This is a genomic window from Streptomyces sp. SKN60 (assembly GCF_026236535.1).
Taxonomy (GTDB): domain Bacteria; phylum Actinomycetota; class Actinomycetes; order Streptomycetales; family Streptomycetaceae; genus Streptomyces.
Window position 1 is genome coordinate 299,649 of the sequence record NZ_JAHTMW010000008.1, and the last position, 22,994, is coordinate 322,642.

A 22,994-nucleotide genomic window follows, 5' to 3' on the forward strand; every position below is an offset into this window, starting at 1 on the left:
CATCCCCACCCAGACCTGATCCACCGGCGCAGAGCCGGGTGCTAGCCGCCAAGGAGTACACCGATGCCGTCAGCTACGACGAGCGAGACGCCGGAGCCGGCCGACGCCCTGGAGTTCCCGGCCACCTACGCCCAGCAGGGACTGTGGTTCTTCTACCGCCTCAACCCGCACAGCGCCTTCTACAACGTGTCGATGGTGCACCGGCTCACCGGTGAACTGGACACCGCCGTCCTCCGGTCGGCCCTGAACGACGTCGTACGGCGTCACGAGGCGCTGCGCACCACGTTCCGCGAGCACGAGGGCGAGCTGCGCCAGGTCGTCGCCGAAGCGGTGGACATCGCGCTGCCCGTGCACGAGGCCGCCGGCTCCCCGGCCGACCGCACGGCCCCGCACGAGGACCCCGCGGTGCGCGAGCAGCTGACCGGGCTCATCCAGGCCCCCTTCGACCTGGAGAACGGCCCGCTGCTGCGCGCCGCCCTGGTGCGCACCGCGCCCGCCGATCACCTGCTCGTCCTGTCGATGCACCACATCGTCGTCGACGGCTGGTCCCTGGGCATCTTCCTGCGGGAGCTCGCCGAGGCCTACCGGGCCCGACGCGCGGGCGAGGCCCCGCAACTGCCGGAACTGGACATCCAGTACGGCGACTACGCGGAATGGCAGGCCGAGCAGCTGCGCGGCCCTGCGCTCGAGGACGGCCTCGCCTACTGGCGTACGCGACTGAGCGGCGATCTGCCCGAGCTGCGGCTGGCGACCGACCGGCCGCGCCCCGAGACCCGCTCGTTCGCCGGCGCCCGCCTCGACTTCGCCTTCGACGAGCAGCTCACCGCGCGGCTGAAGGAGATGTGCCGGGCCCAGGGCGTCACCCTGTACATGGCGCTGTTCGCCGGCGTCTCCGCCCTGCTGCACCGCTACACCGGGCAGGACGACTTCGTCCTCGGCACCCCGATGGCCGGGCGCGACGACGCCCAGACCCAGCCGCTCATCGGCTCCTTCGTCAACACCCTGCCGATGCGCGCGGACCTCTCGGGCGATCCGTCCTTCACCCGACTCCTGGGCCGCGTACGGGAGATGAGCCAGGGCGCCTACGCGCACGACGACATCCCGTTCGAGAAGATCGTGGAGGACGTCGCCCCGCAGCGCGGCATCGGCGCCAACCCGCTGTTCCAGGTCACCTTCGCGCTCCAGAACTACGAGCTCGGCGGATTCGAGCTCGACGGCGTACGCGCGGAGCGCATCGCCGTCGAGGAGGGCACCGCCCGCTTCGACCTGGAGGTGCACTGCTGGGACGACCCGCACCGGCTGCGCGGCTCCTTCGTCTACAGCACCGACCTGTTCGACCGCGTCACCATGGAGCGCATGGCGGCGCACCTCACCAAGGTGTTCGAGGGTGCGCTGGCGGACCCGTCCCGGACCGTCGGCGAGCTGTCCCTCCTCACGGAGGACGACCGCCGGGTCCTGGACGCGGCCGCCGGTGCCGGACTCGATGCCGGGTTCGACGCCGACGCCACCGTGCCGGCGCTCTTCGCCGCCCAGGCGGCGGCCCGCCCCGGGGCGATTGCGGTACGGGCCCCCGGCGCCGCCCTGACCTACGCGGAACTCGACGCGCGCGTGAGCGCCCTCGCGACCCGGCTGCGCGACACCGGGCTCACCCCGGGCACCCGGACCGGCCTGCACCTCGCCGGCCCGGTCGACGAGCTGGTGGGCACCCTCGCGGTCCTGGCGGCGGGCGGCGTGTGCGTGCCCCTGAACCCGTCCGACGACCCCGCGCTGCTGCGCCGCTCGGCCCGCCGCACGGGGCTCACTCTGCTGCTCACCCGAGGCGCGGCCGGCGACTGGGCGGACTGCCTCGCCGCCGTGGACCTGGACGGCATGGACCTCGACGCGGGTCTTCCGGACGCGGCGCAGGCACCCGTACCGCCCGCGGGTTCCGCGCCCGCGCTCCTCCTCGACGTGCCGGGCGGCCCGTACGTCCTCGAACACGCGGGGCTCGCCGACCGGCTGGCCCGGCTGGCCGGACTGGCCGAACCGACCACCGCCGACACCGTCGCGCGGCACGCCGCCTGGGGCCAGGAGCGCGCCGTGTGGGAGGCGCTGCTCCCGGTCTGCCACGGGGCGAGCCTGCTGGCCGGCGACGGGGCCACCGTGGTGATCGCCGCGGACTCCGACCTGACCGACCTGGCCGGCCCGGCCGCCGTACAGACGCCGGCCGGCTCCCCGCGGGCCCTGCTGTGCCTGGCCTCCGTGCCGTCGCCCGCGCTGCTCCGCCACTGCCACGACCGCTTCGGCTCCTCGGCGCGCTGGGTGTACGCCACCCCGCAGGCCGGCCCGGTCGGTGTCGCCGAGGCGACCCCGGCGGACACGGCCCTGCTCTTCACGCCTCTCCGCCCGGTCCGGGTCCTCGACGCGCACGGAGCCCCCGTCCCGGTCGGCGTCCCCGCCCACGTACACGGCGCCGGTCCCGGTCTGGCCCGCCCCGTCGCCGGGGACCACCCGGTGGCGTCGGCCGCCGGTGGTGACTCCGGCCGGATCGACGCCGACGGCACGCTGGAGATCCTCGGCCGCCGCCCCGGCACCGCCGTCGTGTCCGGCGTGTCCGTCGATCTCGCCGAGGTGACCGCGGCGATCCTGGCCGAGCCGGCGGTCGCCGAGGCCGCGGTCGTCGAGCGCCGTGCCGCCGCCGGGCACACCGAGCTGGTCGGCTACGCCGTCCGCCGTGGCCAGGTGACCGCGCAGCGCGTCGCGCAGGCGGCGCGTGCCGCGCTGCCCGGCGGCGCCGCTCTGGCCGCGGTCGTGTTCGTGACGGCCCTGCCGCGTACCCCCGGCGGCGGTGTGGACACCACCGCGCTGGGCGAACTCCCGGTCCTCGACGCCCAGTTGGCGGGCTCGTGGGAGCAGGCGCTGGCCGAGCGGGGCGCTCCGGCGGTCGTGGTGGTCGCGGAGCGCGACCCGGCGCCGGCCGACGACGACTTCGTCGATCCGCGGGCCCTCGCCCGCGACACCGCCGCCGAGCCGGCCCCGGCCCGGCACTCGGACGTGCCGGCGATCAGCAGCGGCGGGCCCGCGCTCGACCCCGGTGCGGTGAACCTGGCCGAGGTGCTGCGCCGGGTGGCCGCCGACCCCGCCTCCGGCGACATCGTGTACGTCTCGCCCGACGGGGCGGAGGACCACCAGTCGTACGGCGAGCTGCGCGACGAGGCGTCCCGGGTCCTGGGCGGGCTCCGCGCGCGCGGCGCGCGCCCCGGCGACAAGGTGATCCTCCAGCTCGCGGACAACCGCGACTTCGTGACCGGCCTGTGGGCCTGTGTCCTCGGCGGGTTCGTCGCCGTGCCCCTCGCCGTGTCCCCCACCTACGCGGAGGACACGGCCGCCACCAACAAGCTCGCCGGCGCCTGGACGCTGCTCTCGGGTCCGCTGCTGCTCACGGACCGCACGCTCGCGGGCCCGCTGCGCGGCCTCGGCGACCGGCTCGGCTGGGCGGAGCCGCGGCTCGCCGTGCTCGACGAGCTGCGCGACGGCCCCCGGGCCGACGACTGGCACGACTCCCAGGCGGACGACCTGGTCCTCCTGCTGCTGACCTCCGGCAGCACCGGCCGTCCCAAGGCGGTCGAGCTGCGGCACGGCAACGTGCTGACCCGCACGGCGGCAGCGCAGCACGTCTACGAACTGACCTGCCGGGACGTCTCGTTCAACTGGATGCCGCTGGACCACGTCGGCGGCATCGTGATGTCCCACATCCGCGACGTCTTCGTCGGCTGCCGGCAGATCCAGGCCCCCACCCAGTGGGTGCTCGCCGATCCGCTGCGCTGGACGGCGAAGATGGCCGAGCACCGGGTGACGACCACCTGGGCCCCGAACTTCGCCTTCGGCCTGATCGCCGAGCGCGCCGCCCAGCTCGCCGGGCAGGACTGGGACCTCAGCGCCCTGCGCGTGGTCATCAACGGCGGCGAGGCCATCGTCCCCCGGGTCACCCGGCGCTTCATGGAGGCGCTGGCCCCGCTCGGGCTGCCCGCCACCGCCATGCGTCCGGCCTGGGGCATGTCGGAGACGTCCTCGGGCGAGGTAGACGACCGCTTCGACCCGGCGGCCTGCGCCGACGACGCCCAGTTCGTCCAAGTCGGCGCCCCCTTCCCGGGGTTCACCATGCGGATCGTCGACGGGGACGACACCGTCGTCCACGAGGGGGTGCCCGGCCGGCTCCAGGTCAGGGGACCGGCGGTCACCTCCGGCTACCACCTGAACCCGGAGCAGAACGCGGAGTCGTTCACCGAGGACGGCTGGTTCGAGACCGGCGACCTCGCCGTGCTGTGGGACGGCAGGCTGACGATCACCGGCCGGGCCAAGGACGCCATCATCATCAACGGCCACAACTTCCACTGCCACGAGCTGGAGGAGTGCGTCGAGGAGCTCGACGAGGTCGAGCGGTCCTTCACCGCGGCCTGCGCGGTGCGCACCGCCGACAGCTCCACGGACGAACTGGCCCTGTTCTTCTGCCTCAAGGACGGGGTGGCCGACGCCGAGGCCATCGCCCGCATCCGCGCCAAGCTGCTGCGCGAGGCCGGGGTCAACGCCTCCTATCTGGTGCCCGTCACCCGGGACCGCATCCCCAAGACCGAGATCGGCAAGATCCAGCGCAGCCTGCTGCGCAAGGAGTTCGAGGCCGGCGCGTTCGCGGCCGAACTGCGGGGCACCGGAGCCGTGACGGACGACGGCACCGCCCTGCCCAACTGGTTCCACCGGCCCGTGTGGCGGCGGGCCGCGGCCGGCCCCCGGCCCCTCGCGCCGGCCACCGGCCACACCCTGCTCGTCGCCGACGGGCACGGCCTCGCGGACGCCCTGGCCGGCCTGCTCCGTGCCCGGGGCGAGCGCTGCACCGTCCTCCCCGCCGACACCGCCCGCACCACCGACACCGCACACGCCCGGGAGGCGTACGGCGCCGTCGACCGCGTCGTCCACCTCGCCGGCTGCGCCCCGTACCAGGAGCTGCCCGCCGGTACGGAGGAGCTCGCCACGGCCTACCGCGAAGGGCCGCTGGCCGTCGCCGAGCTCGCCGGCGCCGTGGCCCGGGCCAACCCCGAAGGCCGCCCGGTGACCCTGGCCGTGGTCGCCACCCACAGCCAGTGGGTGCGCGAGGGCGACCGCGTGATGCCCGAGCGGGGCGCCTCGGCCGGCGTGGTGAAGTCCGCCGGCCAGGAGTACGACTGGCTGCGCGCCACCCACCTCGACGTGGAGCCGCAGCAGCCCGCCGACCTGGCGCACCGGATCCTGGAGCTCCTGGACGCCGCCGGCAACGAGCCCGAGCAGGTGCTGCGCGGCGGCGAGCGCTGGGTGCGTCGTATCGAGCGGCTGCCCGCCGCCCCGTCCGCGGCCGTCGGGCTCACCCGGGGCGAACTCGTCGTCGTCAGCGGAGGCCTGGGCGGCCTCGCCGTCGAGACCGCCGCCCACCTGCTCTCCGCATATGGCGTACGGCTGCTGCTGCTCGGCCGTACCGCCCTGCCCTCCGAGGACGGCTGGGACGAGGCGCTCGCCGCCGGCGGGCGGACCGCCGAGCGGATCGCCGCCCTGCGCCGGCTGCGCGCCCTGGGCGAGGTGCACTACGCGGCCGCCGACGTCACCGACGAGGCCGCCGTGCGCGTGGCCCTCCACGACGCCGAGCAGCGCTTCTCGGCGCGGGCGGCCACGGTCCTGCACCTCGCCGGCCACTTCCACGAGGCCCCGGTGACCGAGGCCTCGGAGGCAGACTGGGCGGAGGTCACCCGGGCCAAGGTGCTCGGCGCCGCCGTCCTGCACCGGCTGATGAAGGACCGGCCGGGGGCGCGCTTCCTGTCGTACTCCTCGGTCAACGGCTTCTTCGGCGGCGCCAACGTCTCCGGATACGCCGCCGCCAACGCCTTCCTGGACGCGCTGGCCGTCCACCAGTCCACCGCGCACGGCATGCGCGCCCAGAGCCTGGGCTGGACCATGTGGGACGAGCTGGGCCTCAGCCGCGGATATGCGCTGAAGGCCCTGACCGAGGCCCGCGGATACCGCGTCCTCGCCCCCGGACAGGGCGTCGCCTCCCTCGACGTCGCCCTGCGGCACGGCACCCCGCAGCTGCTGATCGGCCTCGACCACACCGCGCCCTGGGTGGCCGGCCGGCTGCTGACCCCGACCGCGCCCCTGCACCGGCTGGTCGGCTACCGCACCGCCGGGTCCACCGGATCCGCCGACGACGCCCGTGGTGCCCTCGGCCTGCCGGACCGCTACGGGACCCGTACGGACTGCGAGTTCGCCACGGTGGCCGAGCTGCCCGTCACCGAGAGCGGAGAGGTCGACCGCCGGCGGCTCGCCGAGACGGGCGGCACCGGTGCCGCGACCGCCGCGGCGGACGACCGCCCGCACACCGAGGCAGAGCAGCTCATCGCCGCCATCTGGTGCGACCTGCTCGGCCTGGCGGAGGTCGGCGTCCACGACAACTTCTTCGACATCGGCGGGCACTCGCTGCGCGCGGCCATGCTGCTCAGCCGGCTCCGCGCCGAGCTGGGCGTGGACCTGACCATCGCCTCGCTCTTCGAGAACCCCACCATCGCCGGACTGGCCCGGCAGCTCGACCCGATGACGGCCCAGGACCCGCTGGCCGTGGTGCTGCCGCTGCGCCGCGAGGGCGACGCCGCCCCGCTGTTCTGCCTGCACCCCGGCGGCGGCATCAGCTGGTGCTACTCCGGCCTGCTCGGCGGCCTGCCGGACCGGCACCCGGTCTACGGCATCCAGGCCCGCGGCCTGAACGGCACGGAGCCCCTGCCCACCACCCTTGACGAGATGGTCGACGACTATCTGGCGCAGGTGCGCGAGATCCGGCCGACCGGCCCGTACCACTTCCTCGGCTGGTCCTTCGGCGGTGTCATCGCCCACGCCATGGCGACCCGGCTGACCGCCGAGGGCGAGCGGGTCGGCGTCCTCGCCATGATCGACGCCTGGCCGGCCGACCCGGAGCTCGACCCGGAGTTCGGCGACGACCTGAACGTCGAGAAGGAGATGCTCGGCGCGCTGCTCGCCGACGCCGGATACGAGGGCCCCGTCGACGAGGAGCTCACCCGCACCCGGGCACTGGAGATCCTGCGCAGCGAGGGCAGCCCGCTCGGCAACCTCACGGAGGAGAGCATCACCTCGCTCGTCGCCATCGCGGCGAACAACGTCACGCTGCGCGCCGGCGAGCTCCGGCCGTACGACGGCGATCTGCTCCTCTTCCACGCGGACGGGGACGACCGCGACGCGGACGCCGTGACGCGCAGCTGGCAGCGGTTCAGCACCGGCCGGATCGACAACCGCCCGATGCCCTACGGCCACAACAGCATCATCCACCCCAAGCCGCTGGCCGAGATCGCCGCGGCGGTCGGAGAGCGGATGGCGAACGGATGACCCGCCCGGCAGCACCACAGGAGAAGACCATGACCAATCCCTTCGACGACCCGGACGGTACCTACCGCGTGCTCGCCAACGACGAGGGGCAGCACTGCCTCTGGCCGGCGGCGCTGGACGTCCCCCGGGGCTGGCACACCCGGCGGGACGCGGGCACCCGGCAGGAATGCCTCGACTACGTCACCGAGCACTGGACGGACCTGCGCCCGGCCGGCCTGCTGCACGCGGCGGACGCGACGGGCGGCGCCCGGTGAGCGACGCGAGGACGCCCGTCGGCGTCGACCTGCTGAATCCCGACGTCTACGCGGTGGACAACCAGCCCCGGCTGTGGCGGCGGCTGCAGAACGACTGCCCGGTCGGCTGGCACGAACCCACGCCCGGCGTCCCCGGGTTCTGGGTGCTGTCCCGGTACGCGGACATCATGGAGGTGTTCAAGGACACCACCACCTTCAGCTCGGCCCGCGGCAACATCCTGGGCACCCTGCTCGCCGGCGGCGACCCCGCCGGCGGGCAGATGCTGGCCGTCACCGACCCGCCGCACCACCGCGACCTGCGCCGCATCCTCCAGGGCGGCTTCTCGGCACGGTCGATGCGGCGCATCGCCGACAGCGTCCGCGTGGTCGCGCGACGGCTGGTCGCCGAGGCCGTGGCCCGCGGCGGCTGCGACTTCGTGGCGGACATCGCGGCGCGCATCCCGCTGGAGGCGATCTGCGAACTGCTCGCCGTCCCCGTCGAGGACCGCGCGCGCATGCTGGAGCTCACCTCGACGGCGCTCGACGCGGAGAGCACGCCGATGGAGGCCGCCAGGGCGCAGAGCGACATCATGAACTACTACGCGAAGCTGGTGCCCGAACGCCGGGCGGACCCGGGGGACGACGCCGTCAGCATGCTGGCGACCGGGGCGATCGACGGACGGCCGCTGAGCGAGGTCGAGGTCTTCCTCAACTGCTACAACCTCATCATCGGCGGCGACGAGACCACCCGCTTCTCCGGCGCCGGCGGCCTGCTCGCGCTGATCGAGCACCCGGACCAGTGGCGGCTGCTCAAGGAGCGGCCCGACGTCATCGACAGCGCCGTGGAGGAGATCGTCCGCTGGACCTCGCCCGCGCTGCACATCGCGCGCGTCGCGACCGCCGACACCACCGTCCGGGGCGCCCGGATCGCCGCGGGCGACATCGTCACGCTGTGGATCGGCGCGGCCAACCGGGACGAGGAGGTGTTCGACGACCCGTACGCCTTCGACCTGGCGCGCACGCCCAACAAGCACATGGCGTACGGCTTCGGACCCCACTTCTGCCTGGGCGGCGCGCTCGCCCGGATCGAGATGCGGATCCTCTTCGAGGAGATCCGCGACCAGGTGGGCACCGTCCGCCTGGCCGGTGACGTCGCCTACTCGCGGTCCAACTTCCTCACCGGCGTCAGCAGGCTCCCCGTCGCCTTCACCCCGAGCACCCGCTGACGTCCCCGACCAAGGAAGAGGCATGATGCCGAGCACCACCAGGCCCCGACTGCGCCCGGCCCTCGACGCCGTTCCCGGCTACACGCCGGCCCGCGTCCCCGCCGGCGAGGCACCGGTCCACCGGCTGGCCGCCAACGAGAGCCCCTACCCGCCGCTGCCCGGCGTCCTGGAGCGGCTCGCGGCCACCGCGGCCGACGCCCACCGCTACCCCGACTGGGGCTGCCGCGAGCTGACCGCCGAACTCGCCACACGGCTCGACGTCCCCGCCGCGCACCTCGCGGTGGGCAACGGCTCGGTCGGCCTCACCCAGCAGCTGCTGCAGATCACCACAGGACCGGGCGACGAGGTCCTCTTCGCCTGGCGCTCCTTCGAGGCGTACCCGGTGATGACCCGGCTGGCCGGCGCCGTACCGGTCCAGGTGCCGCTGACCGGCGACGAACGGCACGACCTCGAGGCCATGGCCCGGGCCGTGACCGGGCGGACCCGGCTGATCATCGTCTGCAACCCCAACAACCCGACCGGCACCGTCGTCGGCCGCGCCGCCCTGGAGACCTTCCTGGACCGGGTGCCGGCGGACGTCCTGGTGGTCCTGGACGAGGCGTACATCGAGTTCGCCGACGACCCGGACCACCCGGACGGCGTGGAGCTCTACCGGGACCGCCCCAACGTCTGCGTCCTGCGCACCTTCTCGAAGGCGCACGGCCTCGCGGGGGTACGGGTCGGGTACGCCGTCGCGCACGAGCCGGTGGCCGCGGCCCTGCGCAAGGCCGCGGTCCCCTTCGGCGTGAGCCAGCTCGCCCAGGACGCCGCCGTCGCCTCGCTGCGGGCCGAGTCCGCGATGCGCGAACGCGTCGCCGCGCTGACGGCCGAGCGCGCCCGGGTCGTCGCGGAGCTGACGGCCCGGGGCTTGACCGTCGCCGAGACGCGGGCGAACTTCGTGTGGCTCCGACTCGGCGCCCGTACCGAGGAGTTCGCCGACGCCTGCGCCGCGGCGGGCGTGTCCGTCATGGCGTTCCCGGGCGAGGGCGTACGGGTCACCATCGGGGAGGCCGCCGCCAACGACGCGTTCCTGGGCTGTGCGTCGCGCTTCCGCACCGGGCACGCGGCGGCCGGGCACACCGGGAAGCAGGGGAGCACCGCATGACCGCCACCGTGGCGGAGACCCGGTTCAAGGACGTCATGGCCGGCGTGAGCGGCCCGGTGACCGTCGTGACCGCCTTCGACCAGGGCGTGCCGCACGGCACCACGGTCACCGCGTTCGCCTCCCTCTCCCTCGACCCCCCGATGGTCACCGTCGCGCTGAGCGAGACCTCCACCCTGCTGCCCAGGATCATCCGGTCCGGACGGTTCGGCGTGAACGTGCTCGCCGCCTCCCAGGAGGAGCTGGCCGGCCGCTTCGCCCGGCGTGACGTGGACCGCTTCGCCGGCGCGGACTGGCACGCCGACAACGGGCTGCCGCGGCTCGCCGGCTGCCTCGGCTGGGTCACCTGCGACATCGCGGGGACGGTCCGGGGCGGCGACCACGTCCTGCTGCTCGGTGCGGTGACGGGCGCCCGGCGGAGCTTCCGGGAAGCGCCTCTGATCTACGTCGATCGTGCCTTCGGTACGCTCGGACCCGGCTCCAAGATCATGCCCGCTGTCACGTCAAGGACTATTTCATGAGCGAACGCGTCATCACCCCGCGCAACCGCGGCTTCCTCTTTCTGGACGCGCACCCCGCCGGTTGCACCCGCCTGGTGAACGACATGTGGCGCTCGGCCGCCGCCCGGCCCGCCGAGGACCTCGGCGAGGACGCGCCCGTGGCCCTGGTCATCGGCTCCTCCTCCGGCTACGGCCTGGCCGCCGCGGTCGCCGGGCTCGCCCGCGCGGGCATCCGCGGCATCGGCGTCTCCTTCGAGAAGGCGCCGACCGCGCGCCGGACCGGCACCGCGGGCTGGTACCGCACCGCGGCCACCGCCGAACTGGCCCGGGAGGCCGGGCGCGAGATGTACTTCCTCAACGGCGACGCGTTCTCCGACGACATGAAGGACCAGGTCGCCGACCTGATCGAGAAGCGTTTCGGCCGGCTCGACCACCTGATCTACTCGGTGGCGGCCCCGCGCCGCACCGACCCCGAGACGGGCGTCACCTACGCCTCGGCCCTCAAGCCGATCGGCGGCACGGCCCGTACCAAGACCCTCGTCTTCGACGAGGACGGGCAGCCGGACGTGCGGGAGGTGGCGACCGAGCCCGCCGACGAGGACGAGATCGCGCAGACGGTCGCCGTGATGGGCGGCACCGACTGGGAGCGGTGGGTGTCCCACCTGGCCGGCCGGCGGCTGCTCGCCGACGGTTTCAGCACGGCGGCCCTGTCGTACATCGGCTCTCCGCTGACGGCCGACATCTACCGGCAGGGCACGATCGGCGCCGCCAAGGCCCATCTGGAGCAGACCGCCCGGACGCTCGACGCGCGGCTGCGCGAGCTCTGCGGGGGGCGCGCGGTGACCTCGGTCAACGGCGCCGCCGTCACGCAGTCGTCGACCGCCATTCCGGGCATCGCCCTGTACACCGGCCTGCTGCGGGGCGTCCTCGCGGACGGCATGGTGTCCCCGGTCGACCAGCTGGCGGAGCTGTGGGACCAGCTCACCGGCCGGAGCCCGCTCGTGACGGACGACGAGGGGCGGGTGCGGCTCGACACCTGGGAGCTCACGGGCGACGTGCAGGACGCCGTCGGCGACCGCTGGCGGTCCGCCACCAACGAGACCATCGCGGACCTCGCCGACCTGGACTGGTTCCGTGACAGCGTCCGCCGGCTGTACGGCTTCAGCGTGCCCGGCGTCGACTACGCCGCCCCGGTCGAGACGGACGTCGCCTGGCCCGCTCTCTGACGACCCGGCCCGGCGCCGCCGCCGTGGGGACCGCATCCGGTCCCCACGGCGGCGGCGTTTCGCGTCGGCGTCAGGAGCCGTCGAGCTCCTCCCGTACGGTACGGGCGGCCGCGACCAGGTGCTCCAGGGAGGCGCGGGTCTCCGGCCGGCCGCGGGTCTTCAGACCGCAGTCGGGGTTGACCCAGAGCCGGTCGGCGGGAATGGCCTCAAGTCCCCTGCGCAGCAGCTCCGTCGCCTCCGCGACGGAGGGCACGCGCGGTGCGTGGATGTCCCAGACGCCGGGTCCTGCCTCGCGCGGGTAGCCGTGGGCGGCGAGCTCCCGGGCGACCTGCATGTGGGAGCGGGCCGCCTCCAGGCTGATGACATCGGCGTCGAGGTCGTCGATGGCCTGCACGATGTCGCCGAACTCGGCGTAGCACATGTGGGTGTGGATCTGGGTGTCCGGCCGCACCCCGCTCGTGGTCAGCCGGAACGCCTCGGTCGCCCAGGCCAGATAGGCGCCCTGGTCGGCGGCGCGCAGCGGCAGCGTCTCGCGCAGCGCGGGCTCGTCGACCTGGATCACGGCCGTCCCGGCGGCCTCCAGGTCGGTCACCTCGTCGCGCAGGGCGAGGGCGAGCTGCCGGGCGGTGTCGGCGAGCGGCTGGTCGTCGCGGACGAACGACCAGGCGAGCATGGTGACGGGACCGGTGAGCATGCCCTTGACCGGCTTGGCGGTGAGGGACTGGGCGTACGTCGTCCAGCGCACGCTCATCGGTGCGGGCCGCGCGATGTCGCCGGCGAGGATCGGCGGGCGGACGTAGCGGGTGCCGTACGACTGGACCCAGCCGTGCCGGGTGGCCAGGTAGCCGTTCAGCTGCTCGGCGAAGTACTGGACCATGTCGTTGCGTTCGGGCTCTCCGTGCACCAGGACGTCGAGGCCGGTCTTCTCCTGGAGGGCGATCACCTCCTGGATCTCCGCCCTGATGTGGTCCTCGTAGCCGTCGGCGCCGATCCGCCCGGCGCGCAGATCGGCGCGGGCGGCGCGCAGTTCGGCGGTCTGCGGGAAGGAGCCGATGGTCGTGGTCGGCAGCGGCGGCAGGCCGAGGCGGGCGCGCTGGGCGGCGGCCCGCTCCGGGTAGGGCAGGGAGCGGCGGGCGTCGGCGCCGGTCACGGCGGCGGTACGGGACCGGACCGCCGGGTCATGGGTGAGGGGGGAGCCGGCCCGGGAGGCGAGGGCGGCGCGGTTGGCGGCGAGTTCCCCGGCGATCGCGCCGGTGCCCTTCGACAATCCCCGGGCCAGGGCGGCGAGTTCGGCCGTCTTCTGCCGGGCGAAGGACAGCCAGCGCGCGATCTGCGGGTCGACGTCCTGTTCGGCGGACGCGTCGAGCGGCACATGGAGCAGCGAGCAGGAGGCGGAGACGTCCACCCGGTCGGCGAGGCCGAGCAGGGTGCCGAGCGTGGCGAGGGACCTCTCCAGGTCGTTGACCCAGATGTTGCGCCCGTCGACCACGCCGGCGACCAGGCGCTTGCCGGGCAGGCCGCCGACACCGGCGAGCGCGTCCAGGTTGGCGACGGCGGGTCCGGTGAAGTCGAGCGCGAGGCCGTCGACCGGGGCCTTGGCGAGGACGGGCAGGGCCTCGCCGAGGCGGTCGAAGTAGGAGGCGACGAGCAGCTTCGGCCGGTCGGCGAGGCCGCCGAGCTCCCGGTAGGCGCGCCGGGCCGCGTCGAGTTCGGCGGAGGTGCGGTCCTGGACGAGCGCCGGTTCGTCGAGCTGGACCCACCGGGCGCCCGCCGCCCGGAGATCGGCGAGGACTTCGGCGTACACGGGAAGCAGCCGGTCGAGGAGCGTCAGCGGGTCGAAGCCTGCCGGGGCGCCCGGTGCCGGCTTGGCGAGCAGCAGATAGGTCACCGGCCCGACGAGGACCGGCCGTGCGGTGAGCCCGAGCGCGAGGGCTTCGGCGAGTTCCGCGACCTGCTTGCGCGAGTCGGCCGTGAAGACGGTGTCCGGGCCGAGTTCCGGCACCAGATAGTGGTAGTTGGTGTCGAACCACTTGGTCATCTCCAGCGGCGCGACGTCCTGGGTGCCGCGTGCCATCGCGAAGTACCCGTCGAGGGCGTCGGCTTCGGCGGCGGCACGGTGCCGCTCGGGAACGGCGCCGACCATGACGGTGGTGTCGAGGACATGGTCGTAGAGCGAGAAGTCGCCGGTCGGGACCTCGTGGAGACCGGCTTGGGCGAGCTGCTGCCAGACGGTGCGGCGCAGTTCGGCGGCGGTGGCGTGGAGGGCGCCGGCGGTGACGCGGCCCTTCCAGTACCCCTCGATCGCCTTCTTGAGTTCCCGGCCCTGTCCCTGGCGGGGGTAGCCGTACACGGTGGCCCGTGCTGCCGCGGCTGCGGACGTGGTGGTCACGGAGATCTCCTTCGCGAGACGAATCCCTGAGATCCCGGGGACGGGACGAGAGCGCGAAGGGGTGACCGACCGGGCGGGACGGGAACGCGCCGCAACGGCACGGTCGTTCGCCTGATCTGTATCGCCGACCCGCCCTCGAGGTCACCGGGATGTCCGCGCGCGGAATCGTCCGCGTGCGGGCAACGGGCAGGTCTTCGGACTCGCGGGCACGTCTCGTCGTACGAGACTCCTACTGGCCGTCGCTTCCCAGGCCCTTGCGTCGGGCCCAGTGCTGTGTGACGGCGGTCGTTCCCGCTCACCGCTGCGGGGCAGTCCCGGATTCCCACCGGGTTCCCTCTTACGACGCCTCCCGCCTGGCGGACGGGGCGAACCAGCTGCACGGCCACCATACGGCAGCGCGGCCGCGTCCGGTGGCCGGTCGGGCGTACGCGTTGGGTGACGAGGGGAATTCGCGAGGTAGTAATTAGGTGAATCCCATACTGAATTACCGTCAATAAGCGTGGCCGGTCTATCTCGATTCGGTAACGAGATTCCCGAAAAGGCCTGGACCTTTCGCCCGTGAATCCTCAACTCGCCTTGTTTTTAAGGAAGTTGATTGTTCATCAGATCGAACGCCGAGGTAACGGTCAGATATCTCGGCGCCCATTCCCCTTTGCCCGAATTCTCCACCGCACCCGTCTGGCAGGCTTCCGCGCACCCACTCCTCCGACCAAGGATTTGAGGTGCGCATGACTAGACATCGCAGGAAGCGTGAACACAGACGCAAGAGCAGGGGGCTGATGCTCGCCACCGTCGCCGTGGCGTCGGCGGCGGTGATCGCGGGCGGGGTCGCCTACGCCGGTATCGGGGGTGACACCGGCGCCGGGGTGCCCGCACAGGCGCGGATACCCGCGGCGGCCCCCCTCGCGCCCGCCGCCGTCCCGGCCAGGGACGAGGAACCGGAGCCCATCGTCGGCAAGCCCGCCAACGACACCCGGCGCGGCATGATCTACGACGGGCTCAAGGCGGCCGCCAAGGGCGACCGTTGCACCGGCGTCTACCGCACCGACGCCGGACTGTGCACCCACGGGCCCGACGCCCCGCCCAAGGGCGTGGACATCAAGGCGAACGTGCCGCCCGCCGTCACCACCAGGACTCCCGCGGCCGCCGCGCGCCCGCAGGACGCGCCCGCCGCCGACGCCGACCGGGCCACGTCCGGTGCCGCCGCGGCCACGAAGCCGGCCGCCGCCCCCTCCGGTGGCCAGGCAGTCGCCGCCGGGCCCGCGGGGCAGACCGTCCAGTGCGACGGCGACGGCAGCACCGGCAACCGCGTGCAGGTCGTGTACGTGCACGGCTCCGGCCGGGACCGGTACGGCGAGTACCTCGCCTCGTTCCGCAAGTGGGCGGCCGACGCCGACCTCATCTACTCCACGAGCGCCCGGGAGACCGGCGGCGTACGGCACATCCGCTATGTGACCGCGGCCGACTGCACGCCGACCGTGCTCGACATCGAGCTTCCGGCGTCCGCGCTCTCGGAGTTCAGCGCGACGAACAACGCGCTCGCCGCCAAGGGCCTGAACCGGCGCGACCGCAAGTACATGATCTTCGCGGACACCAACGTCTACTGCGGCATCGGCACCTTCGCCGGTGACGAACGCCCGAGCCAGAACAACCAGAGCAACTTCGGCCCCTCCTACGGGCGCACCGACTCCGGCTGCTGGGGCGGTCACACCGCGGCGCACGAACTCGGGCACAACCTCGGGGCCGTCAACAACAGCGCACCCAACACCAGCCGCGGCGCCCACTGCACGGACGAGTACGACGTCATGTGCTACTCGGACACCCCGTACTACCCGCAGATGCGGTACGTGTGCACCAACCAGGCGGCCGAGAACATCCTGGACTGCAACCACGACGACTACTTCCACACCAACCCCAAGGCCGGCAGCTATCTGGCCACGCACTGGAACATCGCCGACAACCAGTTCCTGATGCGCTCCGACGGCGGCGGCACCACCCCCGACCCGAACCCCACCCCGACGCCCACCCGCACCCCGACGCCCACCCCGACCCCCACACCGACCAGGCCGCCCACCGGCGGGCCGACGGCGACGGTCAGTCAGATCCAGTCCACGGCCGCCGTCGTGAGCTGGCCCCGGGTCGACGGCGCCGCCTGGTACCAGGTCCTGCTCGACGGCAGGCACCTGACCTGGGTCCAGTCGCAGGCGCAGTCGCTGCGCATCTACAACCTCAGGCCCGGCACCGAGTACCAGGTCGCCGTCTCGGTCCGCGACCGCAACGACCGGGACAGCGGGGCCGGACGGACGACCTCCTTCCGTACGGCCGGCGCGGGCGGCGGCACGACCACCCCCGGCACCCGCTACACCCTCGGCAACGCGGGCACCGGCATGGCCGCCGAGGTCTGGGGCGGACGCTCCGCCGACGGCACGGTGCTCGTCGGAGCGCGGGCCAACGGCTACGCCCAGCAGCAGTGGCTGTTCGACGACGCCGGCGGCGGACTCGTCCGGATCCGCTCCGCCGTCTCCGGCAAGTGCCTGCAGACGGGCGGGGCCCCCGCCGCGGGCATGTGGATCGCCCAGCAGGCGTGCGGTGGCGCCGCCACGCAGAAGTGGAAGCTGTCCGCCGGCCGTGACGGCGCGCTCACCGTGACCGACCCGAGCGGCGGCTACGCCCTGACGGTGAGCAACCGCCCGTACTACGGCAGCTGGCTGCTCGACCTGCAGCGCACCAACGGCGGTGCGACCCAGGCGTGGACGGCCCAGAAGGTCTCCTGACCCAGGCCGTTCCACCCGCGGCGCCGGTGGACGGGCCCCCCATGGCCGTCCACCGGCGCCCTCGCCCCGCACCTCACGATGTACCCACGCACCAGGAGCACCGCAACGATGCGTACACCCCACGCCTTCCGGGCCGGCCCGGGCCTCGGCCTCCTGACCGGAATCCTCGCCCTGGTCCTGGCCCTCGCCGCACCGACCACCGCCCGGGCCCACGGCGACACCGTCAAGGTGGTGGTGACCGGCCAGCGGGACGGTCATGTCACGACCGAGATCACCTGGGAGAACGACGGCGACGCCGTCGACGAGACCGTCGCCGCCACGGTGAACGCCACCAGCCCCGACGGATCCCGCTCCCTGGGCCCGTGGCCGCTCGTCCGCGACCCCGGCACGCGCACCGGCTGGAGCACCGCCGAAGTCCTCGCCCCCGGCACCTGGAAGGTCACCGTCGACGTGGGCTTCCCGTCCCTCGGCCACGCGGAGGCGCAGATCTCGGTCCCGGTGATCGACCCCTCGCCCCCCGCCCCCCGTCCGACCCCGACCCCCACCACGCCCGCGCCGCCCTCCACGACCCCGTCCGCCCCGGCGCCGCCCGCCCCGGCTCCGTCCTCCGCCTCGCCCTCCCCGAGCCCGGCCGGCCACGGAGCCGCCCGCGCGGTCGGCTGGACCCTGGCCGGCCTGGCCGCGATCGTGCTCGCCGGCGCAACGGCCGGCATGCTCGTCCGGCGCGCCCGCGTCCGCAGGCGCTGAGGACGGGACCCGGCCCCCTCACATCGGCGGATTGCCGTGCTTGCGTTCCGGGAGCGCTGCGTGCTTCTGGCGGAGCATCGCCAGGGCGCGGGTCAGGGTGCGCCGGGTGTCGGCCGGGGCGATGACATCGTCGACCAGGCCGCGCTCGGCGGCGTAGTAGGGGTGCATCAGCTCGGACTTGTACTCCTTGATGAGGCGGGCGCGGGTCGCGTCCGGGTCCGGGGAGGCGGCGATCTCGCGGCGGAAGACGACGTTCGCCGCGCCCTCCGCGCCCATCACCGCGATCTCGTTGGTCGGCCAGGCGAAGGAGAGGTCGGCGCCGATGGAGCGGGAGTCCATGACGATGTAGGCGCCGCCGTAGGCCTTGCGGAGCACCAGGGAGATGCGCGGGACCGTCGCGTTGCAGTAGGCGTAGAGGAGTTTGGCGCCGTGCCGGATGATGCCGCTGTGCTCCTGGTCGACGCCCGGCAGGAAGCCCGGCACGTCGACCAGGGTGACCAGCGGGATGTTGAAGGCGTCGCAGAACTGCACGAAGCGGGCGGCCTTCTCCGAGCCGTGGATGTCGAGGACGCCGGCGAGGGCGGTGGGCTGGTTCGCCACGATGCCCACCACGTGCCCGTCCAGGCGGGCGAGCGCGCACACCACGTTCCGCGCCCAGGCCTCGTGGACCTCGAAGTAGTCCCCGTCGTCGACGATCTCCTCGATCACCGCACGCATGTCGTACGCCTGCTGGGGGCCGGCCGGGACCAGCGAGGTCAACGCGTCCGTGGGCCGGTCCGGCGGGTCGTCGGTGCGGACCACCGGGGGGAGTTCGCGGTTGTTCTGCGGGAGCAGGGACAGCAGATGGCGGACGTCCGCCAGGCACTCCGCCTCGTCGTCGTAGACGAAGCCCGACACCCCCGACACCCCGGCGTGCACATCGGCGCCGCCGAGCCCGTCATGGCTGATCTGCTCGCCGGTCACCGCCTGCACCACGTCCGGGCCGGTGATGAACATCTGCGAGGTGCCCCGCACCATGAACACGAAGTCGGTCAGCGCGGGGGAGTAGGCCGCGCCGCCCGCGCACGGCCCCAGGATCACGCTGATCTGCGGGATCACCCCGGAGGCCCGGGTGTTGCGGCGGAAGATGCCGCCGTACCCGGCGAGCGCCGTCACGCCCTCCTGGATCCGCGCGCCCGCGCCGTCGCTCAGGCCCACGACCGGCGCGCCCGCCGCCTCCGCCAGGTCCATCACCTTGTGGATCTTCTCCGCGTGGGCCTCGCCCAGTGCGCCGCCGAAGACCCGGAAGTCATGGGCGTACGCGAAGACCGTGCGCCCGTGCACCAGGCCCCAGCCGGTCACCACGCCGTCGCCGTGCGGCTTGCGCGCCTCCAGGCCGAAGCCCGAGGCGCGGTGCCGGCGGAGCGGCTCGATCTCGGTGAACGTGCCCTCGTCGAAGAGGAGTTCCAGCCGCTCGGGTGCGGTGAGCTTGCCCTTGGCGTGCTGGCGCCGGGTGGCCTCCGGGTCGGGGCCGCGGCTGAGCTCCTCCTTGAGGCGTTGCAACTCGTCGGTGGAGCGCCGCAGATCGGGCTCGGGAGCGGGGGCCGGGGTGGGGGAGGCGAGGGGGGTCGGACTGTCGGCGAGCAGTTCGTCGAAGGTCGTCATTGCGGCACCGTAGAGCGCCGTACTCGAAGCCTCCGGCACCTCCTCTGGAGGACCGCTCGACAGCTCGACCGTCCTACGGTCCTACCGGGCCCGCTCCGCCGTCGCCGTCGCCCGCAGCGCGTGGTCCGGGTCCCCGGAGAGCACCGCCCGGTGCAGGTCCTGCAGCGCCGCCGACGGTTCGAGCCCCAGCTCGCGGACGAGCGAGCCGCGCAGCCGCTGGTAGGCCTCCAGGGCCCGCCAGCTGCCGCCGGTCCGGTGCAGGGCGCGCATCAGCTGGGCGCAGAAGCCCTCGTGGAGCGGGTGGCGGGCGGCGAGGACGCGCAGTTCGGGGACCACCTCGGCGTGCCGGCCGAGCCGCAGGTCCGACTCGATGCGGCGTTCGAGCGTCGTGGTGCGCTGTTCGTTGAGGCGCAGCACCTCCAGTTCGAGCACCGATCCGGCCGGTACGTCGACCAGGGCCGGGCCCTGCCACAGGCCGAGGGCCCGGCGCAGCAGGTCGGAGGCGGCGCGGTGGTCGCCGACCTCGAAGGCGGTGGCGCCGGCCGCGGCGAGCCGGTCGAACTCGTGGGCGTCCACCCGGCCGGGCTCCACCTGGAGCAGATAGCCGCCGAACCGGGTGACCAGGATGTCCTTGGCATCGCGCCGCGGGTCGCCGTCGAGCGCGGCGGTGAGCCGGCGGCGCAGCTGGAGGATGTACGTCTGGAGCGTGGTGGAGGCGCTGCGCGGGATGCACTCGCCCCAGATCTCCTCCATCAGCGTCGGCACCGACACCACCCGGTCGGCGTGCAGGGCGAGCAGCGCGAGGAGCTGGCGGGGCTTGGCGGCGCTGGGTACGACCGACACACCGCGTTCCTGCGCGGCGAGCGCCCCCAGGATCTGGATGTCCATGCTTTGTCCCCCTTGGGCCACGGCCGTCGGCGTCCCCGTGACGGCCCGTTCGGAGTCCGGCACTCGAGATTCGCACCTGCCCCGCTCGCGGCCCAGTGAGCGGAGCACGACCCCCGGCATGAAAATGTCATGTCGCGCCGATGAGTGCTGCACTGCCGGAGGTTCCTGTTCCGGAAGCAGACTTCTGGCCAGACGCCGAGTCCGGATCCGGTTCCTCGGCGCGGACGGTTCCGAGCGGGTGACGTGCTGCGTCTTCGCAACTGGCAGGTCCGCCCGCCCACTTCGGTCATTCCTGGGGGCACACGTCATGAACATCACCGAGGACATCCTTCGCCTTCTCCCGTCGGACGCGCTCACCGCCGAGGCCGGGCCGGCCGCCGGCACGCCGGCCGGTATATCGGTCGAGAGCCTCACCCGTACCGACGCCGCGGGCGCGGCCTGGTGCTTCTGCATCGCCAGCACGTTCGACGCCCGGGTGGGTGCGTGACCGAGGCGCAGAGCCCGGCCCGCGGCCCGTTCGTGGCGTTCAAGCGCCATGTGCGGGCCGTGTCGGTCCCGGGGGAGGCGGTGTTCGTGTGGTCCGACCAGGACATGACGGCCGTGCGCGGTGCCGGTGCGGAGACCCTCCTCGGCCTGCTCGACGGCCGGCACACGCTGTCCGAGGTGCTCGCGGAGGCCGCGGCGACGATGCCGGCCGACGTGGCGGGCGGGGTGATGCGGCAGCTGGCCGAGGCCAATCTCGTGGGCTACCGCCACGGCGGCCCGGGCCCGTCCGTCTCGGCCGAGCGCTCGGCGGCGGAGGCGTACTGGGACCGGGCCGGTCTCGACGGCGCGGCCGCCGACCGCGCGGTGCGCGGCCGGCTCGTGTCGGTGATCGGGGTCGGCGCGGTGGACGAGGCGGCCGCCCGGGCGGCCTGCCGGGCTTCCGGCCTCACCCCGGTCGGCGCGGACGCCGACGCCGACTTCGCCCTCGTGCTGTGCGAGGACTATCTGATGCCCGGACTGCGGGAGACGGCCGAGCGGTTGCGGGCCGCCCGGCGCCCGTGGCTGCTCGCCAGCCCCTTCGCCGCCGAGCCCTGGACCGGCCCGGTCTTCGAACCGGACGGCGGCTCCGGCGGCGGCTTCGATGGCGGCTCCGGCAGCGGCTCCGACGACGGCGCGAGCGGCGCCTCCGAAGGTGCCTGCTGGAGCTGTCTCACGCACCGGCTGCGCGAGCACCACCGCGGCGAGCTCTCCGTACGCCAGGCCCTCGGTCTCGACCGGCCGGGCATGCGGCCGGCCTCCTCGCTGCCCGCCGTACGGGCCGTGGGGCTGCACAGCGCCGTCCTGGAGGCGGCCAAGTGGCTGGCAGGGCTGCGCACCGCCGAGCAGCGCGCGGTGTGCGTCCTGGACGGCCTCACCCTGCGTACCACCCACCACCCGGTACGGCGCCGCCCGCAGTGTCCGGCCTGCGGGGACCCCGCCCTGGTCGCCGACCGGGCCCGGCGGCCGGTGGTGCCGGTGTCGCGGCCCAAGGCCGAGGGCTCCGGCAGCAACGACCGGGCGCTCTCCGCCGAGCAGCTCCTCGACCGGTACGGGCATCTCATCGGCCCCGTCACCGGCATCGTCCCGGAGATCCGGCCCATGGCCGGGCTTCCCGAGGGCCTGCACGCCTACGACTCCGGACACAACCTGGCCCTGCGCGGCCACTCCCCGGCGAGCCTGCGCAAGGTGCTGCGGGCACGCAGCTCGGGCAAGGGCACGACGGCGGCCGAGGCCCGGGCCAGTGCGCTCGGCGAGGCGGTGGAACGTTACTGCGGCACCCGGCAGGGCGACGAGGCCACGATCACCGACACGCTCGCCGGGCTCGGCGCGAGCGCCGTCCACCCCCACACGTACCAGCTCTTCCACGAACGGCAGTACGCCGACCGGGACCGCTGGAACGCCGCGCACACCCCCTTCCACCAGGTCTGCGCGCCCTTCGACCCGCACCGGCCCACCCAGTGGACCCCGGTCTGGTCGCTCACCGCCGGTGTCCAGCGCTTCCTTCCCACCTCCACGCTGTACTTCGACTGCACCCCCGGCGGCGCGCCGGACGGGCAGTGGGCCGACTCCAACGGCAACGCGGCGGGCAGCAGCACCGAGGACGCCCTGGTGCAGGGCTTCCTCGAACTCGCCGAGCGGGACGCGGTGTCGCTGTGGTGGTACAACCGGCTGCGCCGGCCGGGCATCGACCTCGACGCCTTCGACGAACCGTGGCTCGCGCGGCTGCGCGCGGCGCTCGGCCGGGCGGGCCGGCAGGTCTGGGCCCTCGACCTCACCTCCGACCTCGGGATCCCGGTCATGGTGGCGGTCTCCCGGCGCGCGGGAGCCGAACCACCCGACCTGGTCTACGGGTTCGGGGCCCACTTCGATCCCCGGCTCGCGCTGCGCCGGGCGCTCACCGAGATGGTCCAGACACTGCCGCCCGCCGCCGCGGCCGCCGCGCCCCGGTCCCCGGAACGGCCGTATCTGCTGCCCGATCCGGGCCAGTCGGCCCGTACCCCCGCCGCCTGGCCGGCATATGCCCGTACGCCCGATCTGCTCGACGACGTCGAGACGGTCCGCGCCCTCGTCGCCGCGCACGGCCTGGAGTGGCTCGTCCTCGACCAGACCCGGCCGGACGTCGGCATTCCGGTCGTGAAGACACTGGTACCGGGACTCCGTCACTTCTACGCGCGGTTCGCGCCGGGCCGGCTCTACGACGTGCCGGTCCGGCTCGGGGAACGGGTCCGTCCCACGCCCTACGAGGAGCTCAACTCCGAACCGCTGGCCTTGTAGTTCACGGGTGATGGTGGACTGGTCCCGGATCC

The 22,994-nt window shown here is 73.9% G+C and carries 13 protein-coding genes and 1 riboswitch; of the genes, 10 read left to right on the forward strand and 3 right to left on the reverse strand.

What is annotated here, in order from left to right; translation table 11 throughout:
• Positions 1 to 63 precede the first annotated feature (63 nt).
• From KV205_RS16130 to fabV, 6 genes are read left to right on the forward strand one after another with little or no spacing between them, the layout of a single operon-like run.
• A complete protein-coding gene (locus KV205_RS16130; RefSeq protein WP_265865051.1) occupies positions 64 to 7,395 on the forward strand; it encodes an alpha/beta fold hydrolase in 7,332 nt (2,443 codons plus the stop codon).
• 29 nt (positions 7,396 to 7,424) lie between these two features.
• Positions 7,425 to 7,649 carry an MbtH family protein gene (locus tag KV205_RS16135; protein WP_265865052.1) on the forward strand — a complete coding sequence of 75 codons (225 nt, stop codon included), beginning with the start codon at positions 7,425 to 7,427 and terminating at the stop codon, positions 7,647 to 7,649.
• Positions 7,646 to 8,854 carry a cytochrome P450 gene (locus KV205_RS16140; protein WP_265865053.1) on the forward strand — a complete coding sequence of 403 codons (1,209 nt, stop codon included), beginning with the start codon at positions 7,646 to 7,648 and terminating at the stop codon, positions 8,852 to 8,854. The genes KV205_RS16135 and KV205_RS16140 overlap by 4 nt, the downstream gene beginning before the upstream one ends.
• Positions 8,855 to 8,876: 22 nt before the next feature.
• The gene (hisC, locus tag KV205_RS16145; protein ID WP_274710481.1) at positions 8,877 to 9,998 is read left to right on the forward strand and encodes a histidinol-phosphate transaminase; all 1,122 of its coding nucleotides are present in this window, start codon (positions 8,877 to 8,879) and stop codon (positions 9,996 to 9,998) included.
• Positions 9,995 to 10,516, forward strand: coding sequence for a flavin reductase family protein (locus tag KV205_RS16150; protein ID WP_265865054.1), 522 nt, complete (start codon positions 9,995 to 9,997; stop codon positions 10,514 to 10,516). The genes hisC and KV205_RS16150 overlap by 4 nt, the downstream gene beginning before the upstream one ends.
• Complete coding sequence (gene fabV, locus KV205_RS16155; RefSeq protein ID WP_265865055.1) at positions 10,513 to 11,721, forward strand: enoyl-[acyl-carrier-protein] reductase FabV; 1,209 nt, start codon at positions 10,513 to 10,515, stop codon at positions 11,719 to 11,721. Before KV205_RS16150 ends, fabV begins: the two co-directional genes overlap by 4 nt.
• Before the next feature lie 70 nt (positions 11,722 to 11,791).
• Here fabV and metE read toward each other — a convergent pair whose 3' ends face one another.
• A complete protein-coding gene (metE, locus tag KV205_RS16160; protein WP_265865056.1) occupies positions 11,792 to 14,110 on the reverse strand; it encodes a 5-methyltetrahydropteroyltriglutamate--homocysteine S-methyltransferase in 2,319 nt (772 codons plus the stop codon).
• Between the two features lie 167 nt (positions 14,111 to 14,277).
• Positions 14,278 to 14,500, reverse strand: a riboswitch (cobalamin riboswitch).
• 389 nt (positions 14,501 to 14,889) lie between these two features.
• On the opposite strand from metE, the gene KV205_RS16165 reads away from it, so the two are divergent.
• Together KV205_RS16165 and KV205_RS16170 are read left to right on the forward strand one after the other, a co-directional pair.
• On the forward strand, positions 14,890 to 16,884 hold the full coding sequence (locus tag KV205_RS16165; RefSeq protein WP_265865057.1) for an RICIN domain-containing protein: 1,995 nt from the start codon (positions 14,890 to 14,892) through the stop codon (positions 16,882 to 16,884).
• A gap of 108 nt (positions 16,885 to 16,992) precedes the next feature.
• Entirely contained in the window at positions 16,993 to 17,631 is a 639-nt protein-coding gene (locus KV205_RS16170; RefSeq protein ID WP_265865058.1) for a hypothetical protein, read from the forward strand.
• Positions 17,632 to 17,649: 18 nt separating this feature from the next.
• On the opposite strand, the gene KV205_RS16175 is transcribed toward KV205_RS16170, so the two are convergent.
• Positions 17,650 to 19,275: an acyl-CoA carboxylase subunit beta gene (locus KV205_RS16175; protein ID WP_265865059.1), complete on the reverse strand. Its 1,626-nt coding sequence runs from the start codon at positions 19,273 to 19,275 to the stop codon at positions 17,650 to 17,652.
• An 81-nt stretch (positions 19,276 to 19,356) separates the two neighbouring features.
• On the reverse strand, positions 19,357 to 20,163 hold the full coding sequence (locus KV205_RS16180) for an AfsR/SARP family transcriptional regulator (protein ID WP_265865060.1): 807 nt from the start codon (positions 20,161 to 20,163) through the stop codon (positions 19,357 to 19,359).
• Positions 20,164 to 20,470: 307 nt separating this feature from the next.
• Here KV205_RS16180 and KV205_RS16185 point away from each other — a divergent pair, with 307 nt between their 5' ends.
• Together KV205_RS16185 and KV205_RS16190 are read left to right on the forward strand one after the other, a co-directional pair.
• Complete coding sequence (locus KV205_RS16185) at positions 20,471 to 20,650, forward strand: hypothetical protein (RefSeq protein WP_265865061.1); 180 nt, start codon at positions 20,471 to 20,473, stop codon at positions 20,648 to 20,650.
• Positions 20,647 to 22,962, forward strand: coding sequence for a TOMM precursor leader peptide-binding protein (locus KV205_RS16190; protein WP_265865062.1), 2,316 nt, complete (start codon positions 20,647 to 20,649; stop codon positions 22,960 to 22,962). The genes KV205_RS16185 and KV205_RS16190 overlap by 4 nt, the downstream gene beginning before the upstream one ends.
• Positions 22,963 to 22,994: the final 32 nt, after the last annotated feature.